At 52.2% G+C, this 23,587-nt stretch carries 18 protein-coding genes; 7 read left to right on the top strand and 11 right to left on the bottom strand.

Annotated features, from left to right (window positions below):
• Window positions 1-32: 32 nt before the first annotated feature.
• From ACVB80_RS10450 to ACVB80_RS10440, 3 genes are all read right to left on the bottom strand, one after another.
• The gene (locus tag ACVB80_RS10450) at window positions 33-737 is read right to left on the bottom strand and encodes a response regulator (RefSeq protein ID WP_481081230.1); all 705 of its coding nucleotides are present in this window, start codon (window positions 735-737) and stop codon (window positions 33-35) included.
• Window positions 738-1,608: 871 nt separating this feature from the next.
• On the bottom strand, window positions 1,609-3,027 hold the full coding sequence (locus tag ACVB80_RS10445; RefSeq protein WP_481081229.1) for an ATP-binding protein: 1,419 nt from the start codon (window positions 3,025-3,027) through the stop codon (window positions 1,609-1,611).
• A 62-nt stretch (window positions 3,028-3,089) separates the two neighbouring features.
• Complete coding sequence (locus tag ACVB80_RS10440; RefSeq protein WP_481081228.1) at window positions 3,090-3,968, bottom strand: LysR family transcriptional regulator; 879 nt, start codon at window positions 3,966-3,968, stop codon at window positions 3,090-3,092.
• Window positions 3,969-4,094: 126 nt separating this feature from the next.
• Between ACVB80_RS10440 and ACVB80_RS10435 the strand changes: the two genes are divergently transcribed.
• Window positions 4,095-4,514, top strand: a complete 420-nt coding sequence (locus ACVB80_RS10435; RefSeq protein WP_481081227.1) for a PACE efflux transporter — start codon at window positions 4,095-4,097, stop codon at window positions 4,512-4,514.
• A 49-nt stretch (window positions 4,515-4,563) separates the two neighbouring features.
• On the opposite strand, the gene ACVB80_RS10430 is transcribed toward ACVB80_RS10435, so the two are convergent.
• Entirely contained in the window at window positions 4,564-4,911 is a 348-nt protein-coding gene (locus ACVB80_RS10430) for a RidA family protein (RefSeq protein WP_481081226.1), read from the bottom strand.
• A gap of 191 nt (window positions 4,912-5,102) precedes the next feature.
• Between ACVB80_RS10430 and ACVB80_RS10425 the strand changes: the two genes are divergently transcribed.
• Entirely contained in the window at window positions 5,103-5,498 is a 396-nt protein-coding gene (locus tag ACVB80_RS10425) for a PaaI family thioesterase (RefSeq protein ID WP_481081225.1), read from the top strand.
• A gap of 54 nt (window positions 5,499-5,552) precedes the next feature.
• Here the strand turns inward: ACVB80_RS10425 and ACVB80_RS10420 are convergent, their stop codons facing one another.
• A complete protein-coding gene (locus tag ACVB80_RS10420) occupies window positions 5,553-6,941 on the bottom strand; it encodes an SLC13 family permease (protein WP_481081224.1) in 1,389 nt (462 codons plus the stop codon).
• Window positions 6,942-7,196: 255 nt separating this feature from the next.
• On the opposite strand from ACVB80_RS10420, the gene ACVB80_RS10415 reads away from it, so the two are divergent.
• Together ACVB80_RS10415 and ACVB80_RS10410 are read left to right on the top strand one after the other, a co-directional pair.
• On the top strand, window positions 7,197-8,591 hold the full coding sequence (locus ACVB80_RS10415) for a thrombospondin type 3 repeat-containing protein (RefSeq protein ID WP_481081223.1): 1,395 nt from the start codon (window positions 7,197-7,199) through the stop codon (window positions 8,589-8,591).
• 22 nt (window positions 8,592-8,613) lie between these two features.
• Window positions 8,614-9,867: a hypothetical protein gene (locus tag ACVB80_RS10410; protein WP_481081222.1), complete on the top strand. Its 1,254-nt coding sequence runs from the start codon at window positions 8,614-8,616 to the stop codon at window positions 9,865-9,867.
• 52 nt (window positions 9,868-9,919) lie between these two features.
• Here the strand turns inward: ACVB80_RS10410 and ACVB80_RS10405 are convergent, their stop codons facing one another.
• Window positions 9,920-10,831, bottom strand: a complete 912-nt coding sequence (locus tag ACVB80_RS10405) for a LysR family transcriptional regulator (protein WP_481081221.1) — start codon at window positions 10,829-10,831, stop codon at window positions 9,920-9,922.
• Window positions 10,832-11,052: 221 nt separating this feature from the next.
• Between ACVB80_RS10405 and ACVB80_RS10400 the strand changes: the two genes are divergently transcribed.
• On the top strand, window positions 11,053-12,684 hold the full coding sequence (locus ACVB80_RS10400) for a glycoside hydrolase family 13 protein (protein WP_481081220.1): 1,632 nt from the start codon (window positions 11,053-11,055) through the stop codon (window positions 12,682-12,684).
• A 188-nt stretch (window positions 12,685-12,872) separates the two neighbouring features.
• Window positions 12,873-14,429 carry a hypothetical protein gene (locus ACVB80_RS10395; protein WP_481081219.1) on the top strand — a complete coding sequence of 519 codons (1,557 nt, stop codon included), beginning with the start codon at window positions 12,873-12,875 and terminating at the stop codon, window positions 14,427-14,429.
• Window positions 14,430-14,540: 111 nt separating this feature from the next.
• On the opposite strand, the gene ACVB80_RS10390 is transcribed toward ACVB80_RS10395, so the two are convergent.
• A complete protein-coding gene (locus tag ACVB80_RS10390) occupies window positions 14,541-17,000 on the bottom strand; it encodes a trimethylamine-N-oxide reductase 2 (RefSeq protein WP_481081218.1) in 2,460 nt (819 codons plus the stop codon).
• Window positions 17,001-17,020: 20 nt separating this feature from the next.
• Window positions 17,021-18,115 (bottom strand): NapC/NirT family cytochrome c, encoded by a 1,095-nt coding sequence (locus ACVB80_RS10385; protein ID WP_481081217.1) that lies wholly within the window; start codon window positions 18,113-18,115, stop codon window positions 17,021-17,023.
• Between the two features lie 293 nt (window positions 18,116-18,408).
• Here ACVB80_RS10385 and ACVB80_RS10380 point away from each other — a divergent pair, with 293 nt between their 5' ends.
• A complete protein-coding gene (locus tag ACVB80_RS10380; RefSeq protein ID WP_481081216.1) occupies window positions 18,409-20,454 on the top strand; it encodes an alpha-amylase family glycosyl hydrolase in 2,046 nt (681 codons plus the stop codon).
• Between the two features lie 47 nt (window positions 20,455-20,501).
• Here ACVB80_RS10380 and ACVB80_RS10375 read toward each other — a convergent pair whose 3' ends face one another.
• The 3 genes from ACVB80_RS10375 to ACVB80_RS10365 are packed head-to-tail and all read right to left on the bottom strand — an operon-like array spanning window position 20,502 to window position 23,419.
• The gene (locus ACVB80_RS10375; protein ID WP_481081215.1) at window positions 20,502-21,131 is read right to left on the bottom strand and encodes a sugar transferase; all 630 of its coding nucleotides are present in this window, start codon (window positions 21,129-21,131) and stop codon (window positions 20,502-20,504) included.
• Between the two features lie 9 nt (window positions 21,132-21,140).
• Entirely contained in the window at window positions 21,141-22,328 is a 1,188-nt protein-coding gene (locus tag ACVB80_RS10370) for a glycosyltransferase family 2 protein (protein WP_481081214.1), read from the bottom strand.
• A 2-nt stretch (window positions 22,329-22,330) separates the two neighbouring features.
• On the bottom strand, window positions 22,331-23,419 hold the full coding sequence (locus tag ACVB80_RS10365) for a glycosyltransferase (protein ID WP_481081213.1): 1,089 nt from the start codon (window positions 23,417-23,419) through the stop codon (window positions 22,331-22,333).
• Between the last annotated feature and the right edge of the window lie 168 nt (window positions 23,420-23,587).

Genomic DNA, 23,587 nt, shown 5'->3' with positions numbered 1-23,587 from the left:
GCTACCGAAGCCCTAAACTCACTTTTGTCCACTTATAAGCCACGGCAACACCCAACCGGCAACTCCAGCTTATACCCCACACTATAAACCGACTTAATATAATCCCCTTCCGGATCAAGCTGCTGCATTTTCTTACGCAGGTTTTTAATATGACTGTCGATGGTCCGGTCGGAGACGATCCGGTGGTCATCGTAGATATGCTCGATAAGCTGATCCCTGGAGTAGATTCGCCCCTGGTTGGTATAAAAGTGTGCCAGCAGGCGAAACTCGGCCGGAGTCAGGCTGAGTGACTGACCGTGCAGGGTAGCGGTCATGGTTGGGGGATCGATCTTCAGTACCGGCTCGGCGGTTACCGGCGTATTGGCAGCCTGGCTGCGGCGCAGGACGTTTTTGATTCGGGCGACGACTTCCCGTGGGCTGTAGGGTTTGCAGATATAGTCATCGGCGCCCAGCTCAAGTCCCAGCAGGCGGTCGATCTCTTCGACTTTGGCGGTCGCCATTACCACCGGAACGTCACTGAAAGTGCGCAGCTCGCGGTAAATATCCAGGCCGTCGCGGCCCGGCAGCATAAGGTCGAGCAGTACCAGTTGGGTTGAGTTGGCCCGTAGCCACGGGATGGCCTGCGTTCCGTCAGCGATTTGGTGGGTCTGAAAACCGGCGTGTTGCAGGTATTCGGCCATGACCTGAGACAGGGATGGCTCGTCTTCTACGATCAGAATATGTTTACTTCCTGTCACCGGGACTCCTTGTGATGGCTGGACTCATAACGCCAGTATGTGAGTTCTTTAGCGGTTAGCTTAGCGCCATTTCACGTGATTGGCATGCTCTCTGTTCGCAGTTTCTGATTTTGCTGTGAATGGAGCGTGAGCGAAGTGATATAAAAAGTAATTGATCTTTTATGTGTTTAAGAAAGCAAGAAAAAAGGCTTGTTGTACATGTACAACAAGCCTTCTCTTAAATATGAAGCCAGATTTCAGATGCAGTTATTATCTGATTACTTCTCCGCCTTTGTGCTGGCAGTTCATGACCGGTGTGAAATCTACACGACCATCGTTAAGTTTACACTCTACAAATGGGCCGCCTGCGCCGGAACCTGCTCCGTTTGTGCTCCCGGAATTAGCAAATACAGAGACACTGAACATAATGCTTGCAAGTAATACAACGAATTTTTTCATGGCCTAATCTCCAATGTCAAAATTAAGGTTGATGAAGAGCTTGTAAATCATCAACGGAATAAATCTGTGCAGCCTGGTTAAGCAAGCATACATAGGTGAAATCCGTTTACCTTGAAGTCTTTCGGGACAGTATCTTGATGAGGCATCAACAGAAATTTACTGAAGCGGCAGGATTGCTGGCCAGCATCAGCTTGAAACCCGTAACACCTTGACGCTTAGTTAGCGGTCAGTGGTATTACTTTCTATGTCTAACGTTTCTCTCGATGGGGTTAATTTATCACCAGTTTGAGGGTTGTTAGGTCAGAGGAATGTCAGCAAATGCAAGAGGAGTGTAAAACCAGGTTTTTTGTATTGAAATGCATTTCATAAAGCATTAGGGCAAGTATGAGGATGTGTGATGCCAGCCAGAACAATAGCTCTGGCCGGCATCACACTATTGTTTATTGTCGCCAAGTGGCAACCGGACAGTAACGCAAAGCCCACCGGTTGATGAGTGTCCGGCGCTGATGCTGCCGCCGTGAGCCTGAACGATATTCCTGCAGATCGCCAGCCCAAGTCCGCTGCCGCCTTCGGCGCGGCTTCTGGATTTATCCACCCGGTATAACCGCTCAAATAACTTACCCAGAGACTTCTCTGGTACCCCAGGTGCCGTGTCTGAGATGCTGAGTTCCAGTACGTTACTGATGCGGCGCGCAGTAACACTGGCGTTGCCGCCTGCATCGGTATAGCGCAGGCTGTTTTCCAGCAGGTTGTTTATCAGCTGGGTAATGGATTTGGTGTCGCCCTGGCCGGTAATGCCCTGTGCGATATCCCACTCAAGGGTTAGCTGGTGCTGTTCAAAGCGGGTCTGGTTTTGCAGACAAATCCTGCCTGCCAGGTCTGAGTAATCAAGAGTCTCGCTTAGCTTATAAAAGCCTGAGTGCTCCGTTTGTGAAAGGGTATTGAGGTCTGCTACCAGTTTGGTCAGGTTCAGGACCTGGTCATGCAGGCTGTCGATATGCGCCGGAGTTGGCTGGCGGATCCCGTCCTGCATGGCTTCAATTTCACTGCGCAACACCGCCAGCGGTGTGCGAAGTTCGTGTGCTATGTCTGCCAGCCATTGCTCACGCAGTTCTTTCTGGTGTTTGAGAGCGTCGCTGAGGTGATTAAAGGCGCTGACGAGATCATCAAACTCATCATAACTACGGGTTGATATGGTGTGCTCAAGGTTGCCTTGGATCAGCGCCTGAGTGCCCTGGCGCAGGGCCTTGAGTGGTTTTAGCCAGGTGCGCATCAGCATCAGCGCGATAAGCAGTGAAGCGGCTGCGGCCATTGCCATGATTAGGTAAACCTGTTTGCGCTGGTGCTGGAAAAAACTGTCGGCCAGCGGTTCTGCAATACTCAGGCTCTGGCGGATGGCTATCCAGCCTACGGTGTTGTCACCGGACTTAATGGCTTCAAAAGTCAGGGCGCTGTTTGCGGGAGGGTTGAGGATGTTTTCCCTTGGCCCCAGTACCATCTCTTTTTTTTCATCAAGCAGGTTGATACGGTGGCTGAGCGGAGTCTGGCCATTGAATGCCGGGGCTTTCTGGCCGGGCATACGCCGCTGGGGTGGCGGCATTTCGCCAAGTTCGCGCAGCAGGTCGGCCCACAGGTAGGGACGGGCGCGTACCGGATCCCAGTTTCCATGCTCCTGATAAAGAGAGGACGCCAGCCCGGAAAGGGTAGTGACCTTTTCCAGCTCCTGTTGGTTCAGATAATCCTGCAATCCCTGTTTCAGGCTGGTGTTGATCAGCAGCGCACTGGCGGAAAACAGCACCAGGCTGACCAGCAGAAAAGAGCAAAACAGTTTGGTAAATATCGACAGTCGCATCCTTGCCTTCTTATTCTTGTTGCTTTTGCTGAGTTTAAATCATTCCGGCAGGTGTTTACTTATCAGCTGAACACCTGCTCAGTCGCACTCATCAGCCAGCTCAGTGCAGGCCCCCGGACTGAGCCCAGCTGGGTAATACGGTCAACCGGTACCTGCCAGGTCTTTGTATCAAATAGTACATCGACTTTGGCCAGTTTGCCCTCATCAATCAGAGGCTGTGCGATATGCGCCGGTATATATGTCCATCCCAGAGAGGCCGCTGCCAGTTGTCCCATCATCTGAAAATCGTTACAGGAGATCAGTTCCGGAGAAATCACCGGGGCGTAGTCGGGCAGGGCGCTTTCCCGGCTGGAAAGTACAATTTGCGGGTAGCGGGAGAGATCGCCCCGGCTGATCTCAGGGTAGCTCGCCAGCGGATGGCCGGGATGAACGGCGGTAAAGAAATCGACCTTGCCGATAAAACTCTGTTCGACACCAATCATCAGGTGAGGATCGAGCAGCATCAGCCCCAGGTGGGCCTTGCCGGCTTTGATTTTGGGCGCGATCTGGCGGTTCTCCACCACATGCAGCTCAAGGTGGGTAGCTTTAAACCGGCTGCGAAACTCACTCAGCATCTTAAGCAATGGCGGGGTAAGCAGGGCATTGTCTACGCACATGACGATTTCGGTTTCAGCGCCCATAGAGAGACTGAGCGCTGCCTGCTCCATCTCCTGTGCCTGGGCCAGGATAGCTTTGGCGTGTTCCAGCATCCGGTTGCCTGCAGGGGTAAGAACCGGAGAGCGGCCGCTGCGGTCAAACAGCGCCTGGTCCAGGTCAATCTCCAGGTTGGCGATGGCCTGGCTGACCACAGACTGGGCTTTTCCGAGTTTACGGGCCCCGGCAGAGAACGAGCCCTGTTCGGCGCAGGTGACAAAGGTGTGCAGCTGGTTGAGGTTTAGCATATCTGTAAAACCGATAGTATCTAACTTTTAAATCGCATATTAACAGATAGAATCGCCAGTAAATCCGGTTCCGATCACATTTAATCTGAGCGTCCGGGCCGGAAATGAACAAATAAGGCGAAAACCATGACTAAAAAAGAACGTGTATTGCACAGTGTGCTGTTTGAAGTGTTTGCTCTGCTGCTGGTGGTCCCACTGGGTCAACTGGTGGGGGGAATTGATACGCATACCATGACAGGAGTAGCGATCCTGATGAGCCTGCTGGCGATGGCCTGGAACTATGTTTTCAACCTGGGCTTTGACAAGGTGTTCGGGGCTAACCGGATGGAGCGCAAACTGGGCCTGCGAGTAATGCACGGCATTATGTTTGAGTTTGGCCTGATGCTGATCACCCTGCCGATTTTGATGTGGATCCTGCAGCGCGGCTTCTGGGATGTACTGGCGCTTGAGATAACCATGATTGTGTTCTTCCTCGTTTACGCGGTGGTGTATAACTGGTTGTACGATATCGTAAGAGCAAGAGTGGGCAGGCCACAGATAGCCTGATAAAAAAAACGGCGCATAATGCGCCGTTTTCAGTATTCAGAGTCGAGAATTACTTCTCAGCAGCGATCACAGAGATCTCAACCAGCAGAGCGTCGCGCGCCATGCTTGCTTCAACACAGGCACGCGCAGGAGCGTGACCTTCAGGTACCCATGCATCCCATACTTCGTTCATTTCAGCGAAATATTGCATATCTTTGATGTAGATAGTTGCAGACAGCATGTGCTCTTTGTCACTGCCAGCCTGCTCAAGCAGGGTTTCAACTTTGTCCAGCATAGTCTGAGTCTGCTCTTTGATGCCCTGAGTTGCATCTGCACAAACCTGGCCACACAGGTAGATAGTACCGTTGTGTTTAACGATGCGGCTCATGCGCTGCTTGGTTTCCATTCTTTCGATCATGTTGTTTTTCGCTTTATCGGATTACAGGAACGCATAGTGTATAAAATCTGGCATATCATTCAATGTGAAATATAAAATAATTTTGCATTTTTACACTTGTACACAAATATTTTTGCTCTGGATGTCAGGAGGTTTCTGGCATATGCTAAAAACCTCGCTGCAAATTCAACCGCAGCATTAAGGATTTTCAGATGTCTCACGCTTTACCTTCCTCTCACCAGGCCTGCCTGGTGTGCAGTGATCACCCGTTGTTTCCAACGCCGGAATATGTTCAGACAGAGCCCGGCAGGCTGTCTGCTTCCGTTACTATGCCGTCTGTGCTTCAGAGTTATGACAATGTGCTTCACGGCGGCATTGTCAGTACCCTGCTGGATGCGGCGATGACGCGCTGCCTGTTTGGCTGCGGCATTACCGCGATGACGGCTGAGCTTAAGGTGCGCTATCTGAAGCCGGTTCCGGTGGAGAGTGAGCTGAAAATCAGTGCGGAACTGCTGAGTCAGAAGCGGGGAATATCACAGCTGAAAGCGACCATTATATCGGCAGGAGAGGTGTGCGCCCGGGCGGAAGCTAAGTTTATGCAGGTGTAGCAATGTATATAAGAAAACGGCCGCTAAGTGCGGCCGTTTTACTTTGAGTGTCAGTTATGCCCAGAACATGGAAGCGATCAGGGTCAGGATACCGATACACAGCAGATTGAGCAGTACGCCCACCCGGATCATTTCCTGCTGCTTGATGTAGCCGGATGCAAACACAATCGCGTTTGGCGGTGTTGCTACCGGCAGCATAAAGGCACAGGATGCTGCGACAGCAATCAGTACAGACAGGATCACCGGTGACATGCCAAATGCTTCTGCTACGGCAGCGAATACCGGAACAAGCAGCGCGGCGCTGGCGGTGTTACTGGCGAACTCGGTCAGGAACACCACGAATGCGGCAATGATCAGGATGATGAAGAGGATCCCAAAGTGGGAGATTGCTTCACTCAGTTCGTTAGCAAGGAACAGGCTGGTGCCGGTTGCTTTCAGTACATTACTCAGACAGATACCACCACCAAACAGCAGCAGTACGCCCCAGTCTGCGGTTCTTTCTACGTCTTTCCAGTGCACTACCCGGGCGAAGTTGATCAATACAATCGCCAGCAGGGCAACCAGGGTATCGAACTTGGCAAAGCCACCCAGCATGGCATTGATTGGTTTGCTGAAGATCCACAGGGTGACGGTCAGGGCAAAGATACCTAGGGTCACGATCTTACCTTTATCCCAGACAACCGGCTCGTGCTTGAGCTCAAAGGTGCCTTTCAGATCCGGCCGCAGAATAAAGTAGAGCAGGGTGATAGCAGATGGCAGCAGGATCAGGGTTGCAGGCACACCATACTTCATCCATTCAGTAAATGTCAGGCCAACTTCGGCGGCTGCAATAGCATTCGGCGGGCTGCCCACAATGGTGGCGATACCACCGATACTGGCGCTGTAGGCGATACCCAGCAGTACAAACACATAGGTTTTATGGCCACTTTCCTCGTTTACTTTGCCCAGAATACCCAGTACCAGCGGCAGCATCATCGCTGTGGTGGCGGTGTTACTGATCCACATTGACAGGGCAGCCGTCGCACCAAACAGCATAAATACAGCGGTGCTCATCTTGCCCCTTGCCATCAGCAGTACGTGGTCTGCGATAACTTTATCCAGAGCCTGACGGCGCATGGCCGCAGCGAGACCAAAGCCCCCCAGGAAGAGGAAAATGGTGGAGTTGGCAAAGTTGTTCAGCGCAGTCTGGGTATTAAAGATACCCAGCCCAACCGCCATCAAAGGAACCAGCAGTGCAGTAATAGTGACATGCAGCGCCTCGGTCAGCCACAGGATGGCGATAAACAGCAGCATACTGATCCCCAGTACGATCTGTGGTTCAAAAGGCAGCGTATGGTAAAGCACCAGGAACAATGCAATATCAAGAAGGATGATGATACTGCTGCGGTTAAAAAACCACTCATGAGTGTTGCTGGGCAGAGGAATATTATCGTTTTTGTTCATAGCTTCAGGCTTCCGTTTGAAGAAAAATGCAAACACTAAATTCACACCATTAAACAGATAGCACGGTTTCTGTTTGCATGTTGTTAACCAACTCAAAACAAGAAAGAAATAATTTGCTGAATATTGGTTTCTTGAACTTCAGCACATGCCCTATCGGCTCTGTGAATAACTGGTTTTGTCTCCATTTGGGTGAAGAATGGCATTAGGGAAAGTATTAGAATGGTATTGAGCATTTACTCAACTAAGGAAGTACTTATGAAAACGGGTCATTTATATCCTGTGCTGACACTGGTGGCTGCTGCCGTGCTCAGCGGATGTGGTGGCGGAGATTCGGGTGCGGGAACAACGCCCGAAACAAAAAGCTATATGCAGGTTACCGCCATTGATGGTTATCTGCGCAACGCAGAAGTTTGGCTGGATAAAAATAAGAACTATCGCTGGGAAGAGGGGGAGCCTAAAGCGACAACGGGTTCCGGAGGTAAGGCAAACCTCGACGTATCGGGGATCAGCAATCCGGAGAGTTATCCTTTGATAGTCCGGGCTGTTGCGGGGGAAACTATTGATGAAAGCGCGCCGGACACTCCTGTTTCAGCGGGCTATCTGATGTCTGCTCCGGCAGGTGAAACTGAGATCACCCCTCTTTCTACTCTTGTTCAGATCTCAATGATCAAAACGCCTTCGCTGACAAAACAGCAGGCGGCCGAAGAAGTGGCCGGAAAGCTGAATGTTCCCGCCGATAAACTTCTGGGTGATTACGTTGCCGGTGCTGAAGAAGACGTGATGCGTAAAGCGGAAGCCCTGGTTAAGGCAGAAGTGATGCCGAAAACGTCAGGCCAGGCGCAGCAGACCGATTCGGTCGCGCAAAAAGCCGATGACGTAGCCCTGCTGGTGAAAGACCTGGCTGAAGATGAAGTGGTGGTGATTGATGGTGACCAGTGGCGCAAAGTGACTGACGATACCGATGATGACGATGATGGGGTTCCGGACAACGAAGACAAGTTTCCGTTCAACGCTCAGGAGAGCAGTGACAGGGATGGCGATGGTGTCGGGGACAACGCGGATAACTACCCGGACGACGCTTCTGAACAGTTCGATACCGATGGCGACAACGTAGGCGATAATGCCGATGCGTTCCCTACTGATCCTGAAGAAAGCAAAGACTCAGACGCTGATGGTCTTGGAGACAATGCCGATGCTTTCCCGGAAGACCCGACTGAACAGTATGACAGGGACGGAGACAAAGTAGGGGATAACGCCGATGAGTTCCCTGACGATCCTAAAGAGTGGAAGGACACCGATAAAGACGGCACCGGCGACAACGCGGATGCCTTCCCGAAAGATCCAACCGAACAGAAAGACAGTGACCAGGACAAAGTGGGTGACAATGCGGACGCATTTCCTGAAGACCCCACTGAGCAGTACGACCGGGATAAGGATGGGATTGGCGATAACAAAGACCGCTTCCCGGATGATCCGAACGAGTCTGCTGACAGAGACGATGATGGCGTTGGTGACAAGAGCGACAACTGTCCGGACACCGCAAACCCGGATCAGGCTGACAGTAACGCAGATGGCGTGGGCGATGCCTGTACTGTGAGCACCGCGGCAACCTTTGACAACGCAAAATTTGACCAGGCGACCTGGAATTAATCGAAGAATTAAGGAAAATATTATGAACATGAATAAAAGCTTGCTGGCAATGTTGGTAGCGGGTGGCTGCCTGGCCTCACAACCAGGAATGGCAGCTGACTCCCTGACGGTATTCAAAGCCGGGGATGTGATTAAATCGGCCGATATGAATGGCAACTTCACCTATCTGGAAAACATGATCAACAGCGCCAAAGCAAATAAGGGCTTTGTTGCGGATGCTGTAGACTGTTCGGCAGATCCAAACGCGCTGGTTAAATACTTTGAAGCGCCAACGGCGAGCCGCTTTACCAAGCTGACTTTGACCGGTGCCTGTAATGGTGACCCTCAGCAGGGTGGCGAACTATTGGTAACCCGCGATAATATCTGGATTGAAGGTGGCGAGATTGCCGCACCGGTACTGGTGCGCGGTAAAACAGATGTCAGCCTGAGCCAGGTGACGATCTCGACCAATGTTCCCCGGGCATTCTGGACCGACGGTGGTGGTTCTGTGTATCTGGACCGTGTCGCCCTGCCAGAGCTGGCTCAGCTTATCGTTACGGGGAACAGTGCACTGGCACTAAATAGTGACCTTACACAGAAAGAGCTGTATGTTAATCAGGCATCCCGCCTGTTCCTGTTTTCTCCTGCCGAAAAAGCCAAACACATCTATCTGGATAACAGCGCTTCCATGGAGTTTACTAACCTGAATACTGCCAGTATTGAGGTGGCGAACGGCGCAAGTCTGCACGGTAAAACCATGACGGCAGACAGCGTTTACCTGAATAACGGTGCGTCTGCTCAGGTTGAAACTCTGACAGTGAGTGGTCCGCTTGATCTTAAAGCGGCTTCTGCGCTGAATGCTGTTACGGTAACTGCAGACTCATTTAGTGTGAAACTGAGCTCTGCAATGAAAGTGAGTGGTGATCTGACCGCAAACAACGGTGATGTGATTTACAGCAGTAGCATGCGAACAAAAGGCAATGCGGCTGTGAAGCAGTTTATGGTTCGTTCTGCATCGTCTGCACGTGTCGACAACACTTTTGAGGCTGATAGCCTGAACGTATCGGAAGGTTCCCACCAGAGGGCTGATACCCTGAATGTAAGCGGTTTGATTTTTGCACGTCAGGCAAACCTGACGGTAGATAAAGCTATCAGCTACGGCAGCGTAGATGTAGGTTCCTTCAGTGATATGGTTATTCACATGCCAATCACCCAAATGTGCAGTGATTTCAACCGTACTTTCGTTACCGGCTGGTCATTGCAGGATGAGAAAAGCTTCCCGTTTGACTGTCAGTAACTGACCCTGATCATTTCAGCCCGGCTAATGTGCCGGGCTTTTTTGGAGCGGTTTAGTGCGTTACTTCAGATTCCCCAATCGCCTGCTCCAGCTTCTCAATAAACAGCGCCACCTTGTCACTCAACTCCCCGGTGTGAACGTAGATCCCAACGTTCCCGACTTTCTCTTCATTGACCGCCAGGCAGGTAATGCCTTTAGTCTTCAGCCACGGTGCCAGCTTGTTGGTATAGGGCATTACGGCCTGAGAGAGGTGCAGCATATCGACGCTGGCAGAAAGTGAATCAACGTCATAGATGATCCGGTTGGCGGGCATATCCAGCTCCTGGCGGGTTACCGGGGCGTCCAGCAGCATTGAGCCGTGGCGGATATGATCCGGTGTGGCGCGCAGTACCGGGTACTCTTCCATTGCCTCTGTTGGCTCCGGGTGGTGCAGCAGCGGATGGCCGTCGCGAACATAATAGGCTTCACGCTCCTGAATAAGCGGGATATAGCGGACTTTGACGTCCTGAGAGAGGTTCTGCACTTCGTGGCCAATAAACAGGTCCAGCTCGCTGCGGATAAGGTGGTGCATCAGCGAGAGGTGGTTACCAAACTCCAGATGAAAGGAGCTTGAAGGGGCACTTTGCTGATAGCTTTTTACCGCATCACGCACAAAACACTCCCACCAGGCTTCACCGGTACCGAGTTTGATCCGGCCAAACTGACGCTGGGACATCTCATTTAAGCGGTGAACCAGCTCAAGGTGTTTGTCCTGCTGCTCTCTGGCGTAGTTGAGAAATACGTGGCCATATTCTGTCAGCTCCACACCTTTTGAGCGTCGCTCAAACAGGGCAACGCCCAGCTCAGCTTCGAGTTTCTTAATTGCTGCGGTCAGTGACGGCTGACTGAGTTTGAGTGCATCTGCCGCTTTTTTAATCGAGCCGTGATGGGCAACGTGAAGAAAATAGTGGTGGTGTTTGTTCATGCCGGAAGTGTGCTTAAAAGGTGATGAAAAAAGAGTGTGATACAGGTGCGACTCCTGTCAAAGGAAATCATCGAAACCTATAGCATTTGTTTGAAACTCGTCACTTCGATGTCTCGTGATATAGGAAAATACTATATCTGGTTGGGGGAGGGCTATTTTCTAAATCAGTCAGCAGTCGCTATTCTTTGGGTATTCCTTATTGATATGTAGTGCAGAAACGTATGGACAACAAATGGTGGCATGATGCGGTAGTCTACCAGATCTATCCGCGCAGCTTTTGTGACTCAAACGGTGATGGTATCGGTGATATCCCGGGCATCACTTCAAGGCTCGATTATCTGAACCAGCTTGGGGTGAACGTCCTGTGGCTTTCCCCCGTTTACCAGTCTCCGATGGATGACAACGGCTACGATATTTCCGATTACCAGGCGATAGCACCGGAATTTGGCACCATGGATGACATGAAGACGCTGATCCGTGAAGCTGACGCCCGTGGTATTAAGATCGTGATGGATCTGGTTGTGAACCACACGTCGGATGAACACGAGTGGTTTAAACAGGCCCGCCAGAGCAAAGACTCGCCTTACCGGGACTTTTACATCTGGCGTGATGCCAAAGCAGACGGATCACCGCCCGATGATCAGCAATCTGTTTTTGGTGGCAGTGCCTGGCAGTGGGACGAGCAGAACGGGCAGTACTTTTTCCACCTCTTCTCCCGTCGCCAGCCGGATCTGAACTGGGAGAATCCAAAAGTTCAGGAAGAAGTGCATAAGATGATGAACTGGTGGATTGACCAGGGCATCGGTGGCTTCCGTCTGGATGTGATTGACCTCATCGGCAAAGAAGTCGACAAAGGGATTACCGGTAACGGTCCGCGCCTTCACGGTTTGCTGCAGGAGATGAACAGAGCAACGTTCGGGGACAGAGACCTGCTGACGGTTGGGGAAACCTGGGGCGCGACCCCGGAGATCGCCAAACTGTACAGCCATCCGGAACGTGAAGAGTTGTCTATGGTGTTCCAGTTCGAGCATATTACGCTTGGCTGGGGCAACGGCGACAAATGGCAGCCACAGTCAACAGACCTGCGCGCACTCAAGCAGGTACTGACCAAGTGGCAACAGGAGCTGGACGGCCAGGGCTGGAACTCACTGTTCTGGAATAACCACGATCTCCCTCGTGCGGTTTCCAAATATGGTGATGACGGGCAATACCGGGTTGAGTCAGCCAAGATGCTTGGCACCGCTCTGCATCTTCTTAAAGGCACCCCTTATATCTACCAGGGGGAAGAGATCGGCATGACTAACGTGAAGTTCGAAAACCTGGAGCAGTACCGGGATATCGAATCGCTTAATTTCTATAAGGTGAAAACCGATGCAGGTGTCAGCCATGAAGAGATGATGGCGGCGCTGGGTGCCAACAGCCGTGACAACGCCCGTACCCCGATGCACTGGAACGGCGAAGCGCAGGCTGGCTTTACCAGCGGCACACCATGGATTGAAGTAAACCCGAACTACCCGCAAATCAACGTTGCCCACGCGCTGGACGATCAGGATTCGGTGTTCTACCACTACCAGAAACTGGTCAGTCTGCGTAAGCAGTACCCGGTGATCACTTATGGTGAGTTTGTACCGGTCGCAGAGGAGCACAGCAAGGTCTTTGCTTATCTGCGCCGTGATGAGCAGCACCAGCTGCTGGTGGTGAACAACTTCAGCGCTGATGTGGTCGAATTTGAATTACCAGAAACACTGCAAAGCAGGGACGCGCAGTGCCTTATCAGTAACTACCCTCAGGTGCCGGAACTGGCATCAAGGGTTTCTCTCCAGCCTTACCAGTCCTTTGTGGTTCAGTTGTAACCGTTATGGGCGATACCTGGTGGTATCGCCCTTTTTTCTCCTCTCTTTGTTTTCCTGGTCAAGTCTCATGATTCGTCATTGGTCAAATGAGAGTTATTCTGACATTGCTTTGACATAATACATAAATTTAGCAAGTAGTATCTCATCAAACCTAAAGTCGTCGTTATCAATAGCCTCAAAGGTAAACAATGAAAAAACTAGCTCTCTCAGTATGTATCTCTGCAATTTTGGTCGGATGTGGCGGAAGCGGAGGTTCGGACCCGAAGCCTGAGCCAAAACCGACTCCGGTTCAAGATCAGGTTGTGAATGTTTCGCTTAAGAGCACAGATCTGTTCTCACTAGATGAAATTGCGGCAACGGTTGATTTTAACGTATATCCTATTACTGATGGTAAAGAAGTAGTTAAACCACAGTGGTTTAAGACATCTGGTGAAGAGAAAGGTATTGCTGGGAAACCAGTCAACAAAGTGGCTTATGCCAGAGACAGCGGAAAGGTTCTTACGAGCACTGAGGTTAAAAAAATAGAAGCTCTGGGGTGTCGCTACCTGGATGACGGAAAACTGGTTGATGAGCCAGTTGCTGTACGTATGCAAGATGACCTTGGTAACGGTTACCGCATTGTAATGACGGAAAACGTCAAACTCAATGTTAAGAGCCAGCAATGCACTGCTGAGAGAGAAGTGGGCATGTACCTTGTTAATTCTGAAGGTAAATCCTGGAACCTTGATATCTCCGATCTGGAAGCCGCTGGTGATTCAAAAGTTCTTGCAGCTAAGTCAGTGTATAACAGTACTGACAAACCTCTGTTTCTTGTTGAACCAAGCGATCAGAACGGCAATGAGTCCCAGTTGTTCTCATTTGACATTCCTGCCGACAACTCGAAGCCTGCGAAGGCGGTCAGGAAGTTCGCCGATATTGAGTTAGTGAAGACAATTGGACAAAACCAAGTTTCCTTCTCTGGAAAGTATCTGGCATTTCGGGACACAGAAGATCAGCATATTGTTATTGATGTTGAAACAAAGGACAAAGTTCAAAACGACCAGTTTAAATGGAATTCTGGCTTTGTACCATTTGCAGTTGGCGGTGAGAACGGCGTATTAGCTACGCTGAACATTCCTGAACAACAAGATGGGACCAGTCGTGACGTTCTTTTAAGCCTGCTGTCCAAATCATCAGAGTCAGAGGCTAATGTAAGAAATATTAAGTTCAGCGCTGAAGCTGGCGGGATCGTTTCTGGTCCAGACTTAGGCGTGATCAACACGCTATCAGTTCATGCCGGTGATGTTAAAAAAACGGCTGTGGTACTCAAAAACAGTACAGTGTTGATTTTTGACACTGTAGAAGAAAGCTCTGAGACGGGCGGACTGGAGATAGTTAGTAATCCTGAGTTTTCAAAAAATGGCAACACCGAGGTTCTGGCCAGTGTTCTAATGCCTGATGATCAAATGCCAACGATTGTTATCGCTGGTGATAAGCATCGTTACACACTGCAATTGAATGGTCTTCACTCTTCTTATGGGAGAACGTTTTATGAGTATCCTATTCAGGAGAGTGGTGAAGCACTGAACGAGGATGAAAAGGGGACTCTTAGCCTGACGGACAGCGGTGATATAAATTACAGCTTGATGGAAGGTGGAGAGCTGGTTCCTTACCAATTGAATTTTAGTAACGTTTATATGCCGCGGGGGATTTCAACTGAAGCTGGTACTCCGGTTAATATAGTTCTTCCTGGTAAGTTTAAGTAATGTACGTGGCCGCTCCTTTACGAGAGCGGCCTTTTTGTATTCAGCCCACCAGCCTGGATGGGGGCTGAACTCAAAAAGAAGCCAGCTTGTCAGCTGGCTTCCCGGCTTGTTTTAGACTTCAGGCTGAGCATTTATCGGAGGAGTAAACGCCGTCAGCTCCAGTGCTGGTCCGGTGTATTTCTCAATTTTCACCAGAGCGGAGTTAGCCGCACAGCCGTTGGCCAGGCGGGATGACGGGATATCCAGGGTCAGTACGTTGGCGCCGCCGTTTTTACACAGGCCGGTGGCTTTATCCAGATCCGGCCAGCCGCCTTCGTGGATACAGACCGCACCCCGTTTGATGCCATCGGTGACAAGCGCACCTGCCAGTACCTGGCCGCGGTCATTGTAAACCCGTACCAGGTCACCGGTTTTGATGCCGTGTTTCTTCGCATCTTCCATGTTGATGGACACAGGTTCGCGGTTGGCGATGGCATACTCTTCACGCAGTTTGGCGTAGTTAAACTGGCTATGCAGACGGTGCGCTGCGTGAGCGGTCATCAGCTGCAGTTCGCCGTTTTTCGCGTTAGGGTAGAACTCGGTCGGTTCCAGCCAGGTTGGGTGAGCCGGGCAGTCTTTCAGGGCAAAGCCTTCAACGGTTTTTGAATAGATCTCAATCTTACCGCTTGGAGTGCCGAGCGGGTTGAGTACCGGATCTTTTCTGAAGTCAGCATGGCGCACAAATTTGGCGGCTTTCTTGTTGAACTTCATTTCAATCAGCTGGTTTTCATCCCAGAACTTACCGAATTTCGGCATCCGTATCCGGGCTGCTTTACCGGATTTCTGAGCCGCATCGTAGAACTCTTTCAGCCAGTCCATCTCGTCTTTGCCTTCGGTAAAGACATCGCGCCCACCAGCTTTAATGAGCTCTGCCATATCGGCAAATACATCAAAGTCGTTGCGCGCTTCGCCCTGTGGCTCGACGACTTTCTTCATTGGCACCAGATGCTGGTTACTGTAGTCACCGGTCATGGTCATATCGTTGCGTTCAAACGACGTTGTGATCGGCAGCACCACATCGGCGTGCTTGGCTGCTGCTGTCCAGTAGATCTCGGAGATAACAACCAGCTCGGGTTTCTGCCATGCTTTGATCAGGCGATTGGTGTCCTGGTGGTGAGTGAAGTTACCACCGCCGGCCCACCAGATCATTTTGATCTCAGGGAAGGTCAGCTCTTTACCGTTGTGCATGTATTTCTTACCAGGATTTTCCAGAGCTTCGGTGATCCTTGCTACCGGGAAGGCGTTGACCGCGCCGGAAATTGCCCAGTCATTACCCGCGGAAGAGCCACCACCGATGGAAGAAGAGATAGCCGGAAGCACGCCCGCATCACGGGTTGGGTTACCGCCGTTAGAGTAGTGGTAAGAGAATCCAAAGCCGCCGCCAGGAAGACCGATTTGACCCAGCATGGCTGCCAGGGTAACCAGCATCCAGTGGCGTTGCTCACCAAACTGCTGGCGCTGGATCCCCCAGCCACCCATCAGCATAGTGCGGTTTTTACTGAAAATGTCTGCCAGCACTTCGAGCTGCTTGGCAGGCACGCCACAGACTTTCTCTGCCCACTGCGGCGTTTTGGCTACACCGTCAGTTTTACCCAGCAGGTAGGCTTCAAACTTGTCATAGCCAACGGAGTATTTGGCAAGGAACTCAGTATCGTGTTTGCCTTTGCTCACCAGAGAATGAGCGATACCCAGCATCATGGCGACATCGGTCATCGGGCGCGGCGCAATCCATTCTACGCTGTCACCGAGGAACTCGATGGTCTCAGAGCGCATGGGGTCTATAGCGATAAGGGTTTTGCCGGATTTTTTCAGCTGGTGGAAGAACTCAAGGCCGGTACAGTCGGTTGAGCTCCAGGCGATTTTCAGGGTGTTGAGTGGATTCATGCCCCAGAGTACAACGACGTCAGAGTTTTCCATGACCATTGGGTGAGTGGTTTGCTGCTCGTACACTTCGATAGAGCCCATAACGTGTGGCATGATCACCTGAGCCGCACCGGTTGAGTAGTCACCCAGATGGCCAGAGTAGCCGCCTGCCATACTCATATAGCGCTGAAGCAGGGTCTGGGCTTTGTGCAGCACGCCACTGGAACGCCAGCCGTAAGAGCCAGCAAACACAGATTCAGGGCCGTTGGCTTTGCGGATCCGCATGTGTTGCTCATGGATAAGCTTCAGCGCCTGATCCCAGGAGACACGGACAAACTCATCGTCCCCGCGCATGCCTTTCGGGCTTTCAGGGTTGTTCAGATAGCCTTTGCGCACCATAGGGTATTTGATCCGCGCTTTGGTATACACCTGGTCCGGTCCGGTGCTTTGCAGGCTGTTGGGCACTGTCTGAGGCAGGGCGTTAGTGGTCGCGACCAGCTTGCCGTCTTTTACGTCACACAGCAGCGGCCCCATACGACCGGCGGTCAGTACGCCTTTCCCACGCTTATTGGCAGCAGAGACAGGCAGAGGAGTGAGGGAGTTGATGGCAAGCGCACCAGCGGCCATGCCTGTACCTTTCAAAAATCCGCGACGGGTAATATCAGTCATGATTTATGTCCTTTTGTTTCTCAGTGGCCAGCCACGTCTTTGGCGTGGTTCTGGAAGTATTTGGTCAGAAGTTCAAGGTCTTCGTCCGAGATATCAGTACGTTCACCCATCCCTTTGGCTACCGGGCCCCAGGCATTCACAGTGAAGTGATGGCCCGGGATTTTGGCGTGACAGGTGGAGCAGTAGACCGTATCGAGCTGCTCTGCGTACGCCCATACCGGCTCAAGTGAGTCGAGTACCGGGGCGTCGGTTTGTGCGGTCAGTATCGCGCTGCGCCATTCATTGCCGTATTCGTCTGCTTTGTATTCTCCGGTTTTGAGTGCTTTCTGGCCCTCTTCGGTCAGCATGGCAACGATGGCCCGCTGGCCTTCTCCGAAGTACAGGACCTGTTCGGCATTTTTCATCTGATACCCGTGCAGCTCGACGGTTCGGATTCCGTTTTCAGAAGCAATTACATCGAGTTTCGCTGTCGGATTGATACTGCCCAGCTCTCCGATATCAATCTGAGTGACCGGATAGACGGTTTTCGCAGCGGCATCGGTGTTCTCAGTCGCGGCCATCAGACGGTCCAGCGCTTCGCTGTCCATTTCAGGTTCAGGTGCGAAGTGAGCAACCCCTTTGTGGCAGTCGATACAGGTTTGATTGTTTTCGATACCGTACTCGTGCATCTTTACCGCTTCCTCACTCTGTTCGTAAGTATCCATGGCATCGAAGGTGTGACAGGAACGACAGGTTGCAGAGTCGTTGGCCCGGAACTGCGCCCAGACGGTCTCAGCCATGGCCATTCTGTGCTGTTCATACTTCTCTTCGGTGTCGATCTTTCCGGTGATGTACTCGTGGTAGATGTCTTTGGAGGCGCGGATTTTTGTCACGACATAGCCAATGGGGTCGGAAGGGATGTGGCAGTCAGAGCACTCTGCCCTTATGCCTTTGGCATTACTGTAGTGAATGGAACCCTCATACTCTTCAAACGGGATTTGCATCGAGTGACAGGAGACACAGAATTTGGTGTCTGAGGTATAGTGCATGATGGCTGCAGTGCCGCCCAGCGTGATCCAGCCGGCGATCAGGCCGATGACGGCAGCAACAATAACGAGGCGTTTCTTTGTCGACATAGTCTGTTACACCCTGTATGTATTTTGAACACTTTGAGGGTAGTAACACTTTAGGGGTAGGTAAAGCTGGTGCAGGGAATAACTGACCATTTCCCTGGTAATGATGAGGATTTGTGCAGCACGTCACTTTTGCGCGTGATGAAAGCATTTTTCAGGTTAATGCCTGTACAAAATGTGACCGGTGTCGTTTCGGGTTATCACCGAATGTGACCGGGATAACTCACCCCTTTGTCTACTCCCTAACTCCATGTTTTAAAGGATGATTTAACTTTTATAAGTTTGCATATCATGGCATGACTATAACCAGAAAAGGATGCCAAAACGTGAAACTTACCAAACTGACACTTGCGCTGCTGGCCGGTGGATTACTTGCTGGCTGCAGCAGTACCAGTGCAGACAAAACATCGGATGCAGTGGCGGTCGCGCCTTATGCCTGTAAAGCAGTGGCGGAAGACGATCTTCGGATCTACCAGGTGATGGTGGAGAGCTTTGTGGACGGAGACCCGGCGATTGGCCACGGTACCGGTTATGGCACCAGTGCGCACAACGGGGATATCCGCGGGATCATCAATTCTCTCGATTATATTCAGTCGCTGGGCATGAATACGGTGTGGCTGACACCGGTATTTAACTCTGTCCCGGTGGACGGTCAGGATCACTGGGCGGATCGTCTGGATGCGACCGGTTACTTTGCTACTGACTATTTCGCTATCGATCCGCGTTTTGGCACCATGGAAGATGCCCGTGAACTGGTGGAAAAAGCCCACGCCAGAGGCATGTATGTGCTGTTTGACGGGGTGTTTGGTCACCACAAAGAGAACGTTGTGGCTTCACCGTCTGGCCTGAAACCGGTCGGTAAGAGCAACCCGGTTTCTTACCCTGAGAGCCTGCCATTCTACAAAGAGGTGGCGCAGTACTGGATTAAAGAGCTGAAGATTGACGGCTGGCGTCTCGACCAGGCTTATCAGGTACCGACACCGGCCTGGACTGAAATCCGTAAAGCGGTTGATGAGGCATCGGCTTCGGTGACTTACCAGAACGCCAAAGGCGAAACCGTGAATCCGCTGGGTTATATGGTGGCGGAGATTTGGAACAACGAAAACTACATTACCGAGACCGGCTATGGCGCAGAAGGCGCGCCAGCCCTTTGCTCAGCGTTTGACTTCCCGGTTCGCTACCGTCTGGTTGAGACCTTTGCGGTCAGCGAAGGTGGTACCGGTGGAAAAGGTGGTGACTGGCTGGACGAAGGCATGCGCCTGCACAGCATCTATCCTGATCATGCCAAACCTAACCTGATGATTGGTAACCACGACCTGGTGCGCTTTGGCGACCTGCTTCAACGCGGCAATATTGCCGACCCGGTTGACGCTGAATACTGGCAACGGTACCGCGCCGCTCTCTCTTTCCAGGCGGCTTACACCGGCCCTATCACACTTTACTATGGGGATGAAATTGGCGACGAACTCGATGGGTTTGCTGCTAAGGTCGATAACGACTGCGCAGTACAGGGCCTGTGTGATGACCACGTAGCCCGTACCGACGGTAAAGTGGATGGGGTGACAAAGCACACCCTGACCACAGAGCAAAAAGCGCTGAAAGAGTACGTCACCAGCCTGATGACCATTCGTGGTGCGCACCCGGCGCTCTACAGAGGTAAACGCACTAATATCGTCGCTTCTCAGACCGCGTATGTGGACCACAAGCAGTCCGGTGATGATGCGGTCGTGTATCTGGTCAGCACCAGTAATCAGGCCCAGACCCTGTCCCTGAGTTCAGAACAGCTCGGTTCTGCGGGGACACTGACTGACCTTGAAAGCGGGCATTCGATGAGCGCGGCTTCTGGTCACTATTCGGTTACCCTTGACCCATTCCAGGCACGGTTCCTGAAAGTGGACTCCCCGCTTGAAAGTGGCCCTGTCGGTGCCGCGACAGCAGGGGCTGGCTCTGTTATTGAAGGCGATGCGTTTATGGCCTCCTGTGATAACCCAACGGTGTCAGAGGCCGGGCCGGTCAGTGACAAGCTGTATGTGGTGGGCGACCTGACGGGCTGGAAGCATCAGTCTTCGCGCCTGATGGAATACAAAGGCAAGGGCGTGTACCAGCTGGTGATCGATGAGAAGAAGGGCGGTTACCGGGTGCAGTTTGCCGACTCGGACTGGAGCCCGCAGTACACGGCTGATGGTCTGATGCTGCCGCTGGGCAAAGAAACCACGCTGACTCACGGTGGTTACGATAAAAACACCGCTGCTACGGTTCTGGATGCAGGCCAGTACGTCTGGAGCCTGAAGTTTAAGGACAACGGCGCGCCGGAGTCGGTGATGCTGGCTAAGTGTCAGTAATCGTAAAAAAAGACAACAGGAGCCTGCGGGCTCCTGTTTTTTTGGCTCTATCGTCCCCGTCCATCCACCATGACCCACAGGGTACGGATCAGAATGCTCACATCAGTAACAAACCAGCGGAATACCGAGGTCAGTGACAGCGCGTAGCTGTGGTCAAAGCCGACTTTACGCCGTACATCATCAATACAGGTGTCATAGCCCTGGTTGACCTGCGCCAGCCCGGTGATCCCAGGCAGCACGCCATACGTTCGCTCGACGAAAAACGGAATCGCGTTTTCCAGCTTCTGATAAAAGCCCGGGCGCTCTGGTCTTGGGCCAATCAACGACATCTCTCCTTTGAGCACATTAATCAGCTGAGGCAGTTCATCGAGTCGGGTCTTTCTAAGGAAGCGGCCAACCGGGGTGATACGCGGGTCACCCTCGGTTGCCCAGACCGCGCCGGAGCGGGCTTCGGCGTCCTGGTACATGGTGCGGAACTTAATGATTTCGAAAAACTCCATTTTTTCCGGGGTGGATTTCCCCACCCTGAGCTGGCGGTAGAACACTGGCCCGGGTGAAGTCAGAGCGATGGCGGCGGCGATAGCCGGCCACAGTGGCAGGGTCAGCAGTATTCCGGCGATGGCGCCGGCCAGGTCGAACAGACGTTTGGTGACAGTGATGGTGGTTGAGGTGTTCATGTTCACTCCTTAACGGGACACTTTGGTCCATCGTTGAGATTCCATTCCCAGCAGGTAGCGGAGTCCGCCGAGAAGATTTGCAGTATGGCCAACCAGCAGATAACTGAGCCAGCGGCAGATTTTATGACTAAAGAGAGCAGGCCAGCGCCAGCTCGCCAGCCCCAGCGTATAGACGGCCAGCTGAAGCCCAAGCATCAGGGCGAACAGGGGCTGCCAGGCGAGGGCAAGGCTGGTGCCAAGGCAGAGGATCATCAGGTATGGCGTTGCCAGGCGCAGTCCTTTGCCGGAGATGAACGCAAAGGCCACGCCTTTATATTTGGGAAGGAACAGGGCGGCCAGCTCAATGGCCTGCTGCATATTGCCCGCTGAAATGCGCAAACGGCGGCGAAAGTCAGCCTGAGGCGGGGTGGGCTCCTGCTCCAGCGCGACCATGCTGGTGTTGTAATCAGCCCGGTACCCCTGACGGACGATGTTCATTGGCAAAATGAAGTCATCGTTGATGGTATTAGCCGCCAGCGGACGGAAGAGATGAGTACGGAACAGGTAAAACGCGCCGTGAGAGCCCAGTGAAGATCCCAGGCTGGTTTCGCTCTGTTTGAGCTGGCTCTGATAGCGCCAGTAGCCACTCTCACCTGCGTTGCTCTGGTCGAGCAACTGATAGGTGGCATTAACCACGCCGGTATGAATGTCTTCAAAGTGCTCTGCGGCAATCAGCAGCGCATCGACAGAGATAAGCGCTGAGACGTCGCTCATGGCGGTAATGTCGCTTTCTGTTTCAGCCATTTCCTGATTGATTATTGCTACTTTGCCCTTGTTTTGCTGATATTCACGGATCTCAAAATGGGTATCAGCACAGGTGGCTTCCTGAATGGTATCCCGGGCAATGTTCGCCGTGTTGTCGCTGCATCCGTCGCAGACGATCCGGATAACCAGTTTGTTCCGCGGGTAATCCAGACAGGCCAGGTTTCGGATCTTGTCTGCTATCCAGCGCGCTTCGTTATAAGCGGGCACCAGTATGGTGACCGATGGGAGGCCGGAGTCTGTCTGATGGCTGCGATAACCCCGCTGGGCTGTGTCTGTTTCCCGTTGTGGAATTTTTCCTGCCAGCTTTTTCAGCAGCAGCGGATAGCCGATATGGTGATAGACAATCAGCGTGGCACACACCACAAACAGACAGCTTAAAATCAGTTCTGCCATGGTCATACTCCGTTAAACAGGGCCTGATAGGAGGCGCTCATTTTCTGAATGGTGTTGTTTTCCAGCACAAACTCCCTTGGTTTTTGCAGGCAGCGCCTGCGCAGCATCCGTTCGATCATGAACGCCATCTCCAGTGGTTTTTCCGGTCTGACAACGCCGCCGGAGATCGGGCACAACGTCTCGCGGCTTGCGCCAGTGTCGGTGACCAGAGTCCGGATATTGCACGCCTGAGCTTCCAGCGGACTCAGGGGAAAGCCTTCGTTGCGTGAAGGAAGACAGAACAGATTCAGGGACTGGTAAAAACGCGGCATATCATCGGTCTGGCCGAGAAACTTTACCCGCTTCTCAACACCCAGTCTGCGCGCCAGTGCGTACAGCTGATGTCTCTGACTGCCGTCTCCGGCGATGACCAGCCCGACCCGGCGGGGCAGAAAACGCAGTGCGGCGATCAGGGTGTCGTGGCCTTTGACATGCTCAAGGCGACCGGCAGTACCAATAAGACAGGCTTTTTGGGGCAGCCCCAGCTCCTGGCGGGCTCTGTGCTGAGGGCCGGGGGCAAACTTGCGGCAGTCGATGCCGTTTTTTATCACGGAGACCTGGCGGTACTGAAAGTGGCGTTTTATCTGCAGCAGTACCTGGTCTGCGTCTGCGACCAGGGTCGGTTTACTCAGTTTCAGCGCCAGTGCCTGTACTTTTCTGCGTTTGGGATCACTTAGGTGCCAGCTGTCGTGTTCGGTATGAATGTGAACCGGGACACCGGCGGTTTTGGCGGCCAGTCCCGCATACAGCAGCGGGCCGATATGATGGCTGTGGACCACATCGGGCTTGAGCAGTGAGAAGAGTTTGCTCAGCTTCCAGATGAGTGAAAGGCGAACACCCGGAGGCTTTTCCAGAAAAATCAGCTGGTCTGAAAACGGAGTCAGTCTTGGCCAGGCTTTGAGGCTGTCATCTTTGCTGCCCTCAAGGCTGACAATGGTGACCTTATGAGCAGGCTGACAGCTGACCAGCATATCCAGCACCATGGCTTCCAGCCCACCCGGGGCCAGTCTCTGGACTACGTGAATGACTGTTTTTCCATTTTGTTTTTGCATAACGCATCCCTGTAATGAGTTAGGTTCGGTTAACAAGAGACTGCATGGAGCGTGCCAGATTGAATGTCGTTAAAATTCATGGTGTTACGAGCTTGTGGTGAGCTTTTGAGTTCTGTTTATCAAATAAGGAATCATTCTGAAAGAGACCAGGCCAGCACGTCCCTGGCC

The organism is Vibrio sp. 9-16B-A1, from assembly GCF_056726165.1.
Note: the sequence above shows the minus strand (reverse complement) of the source record. Positions and strands in the feature narration are given on the sequence as shown.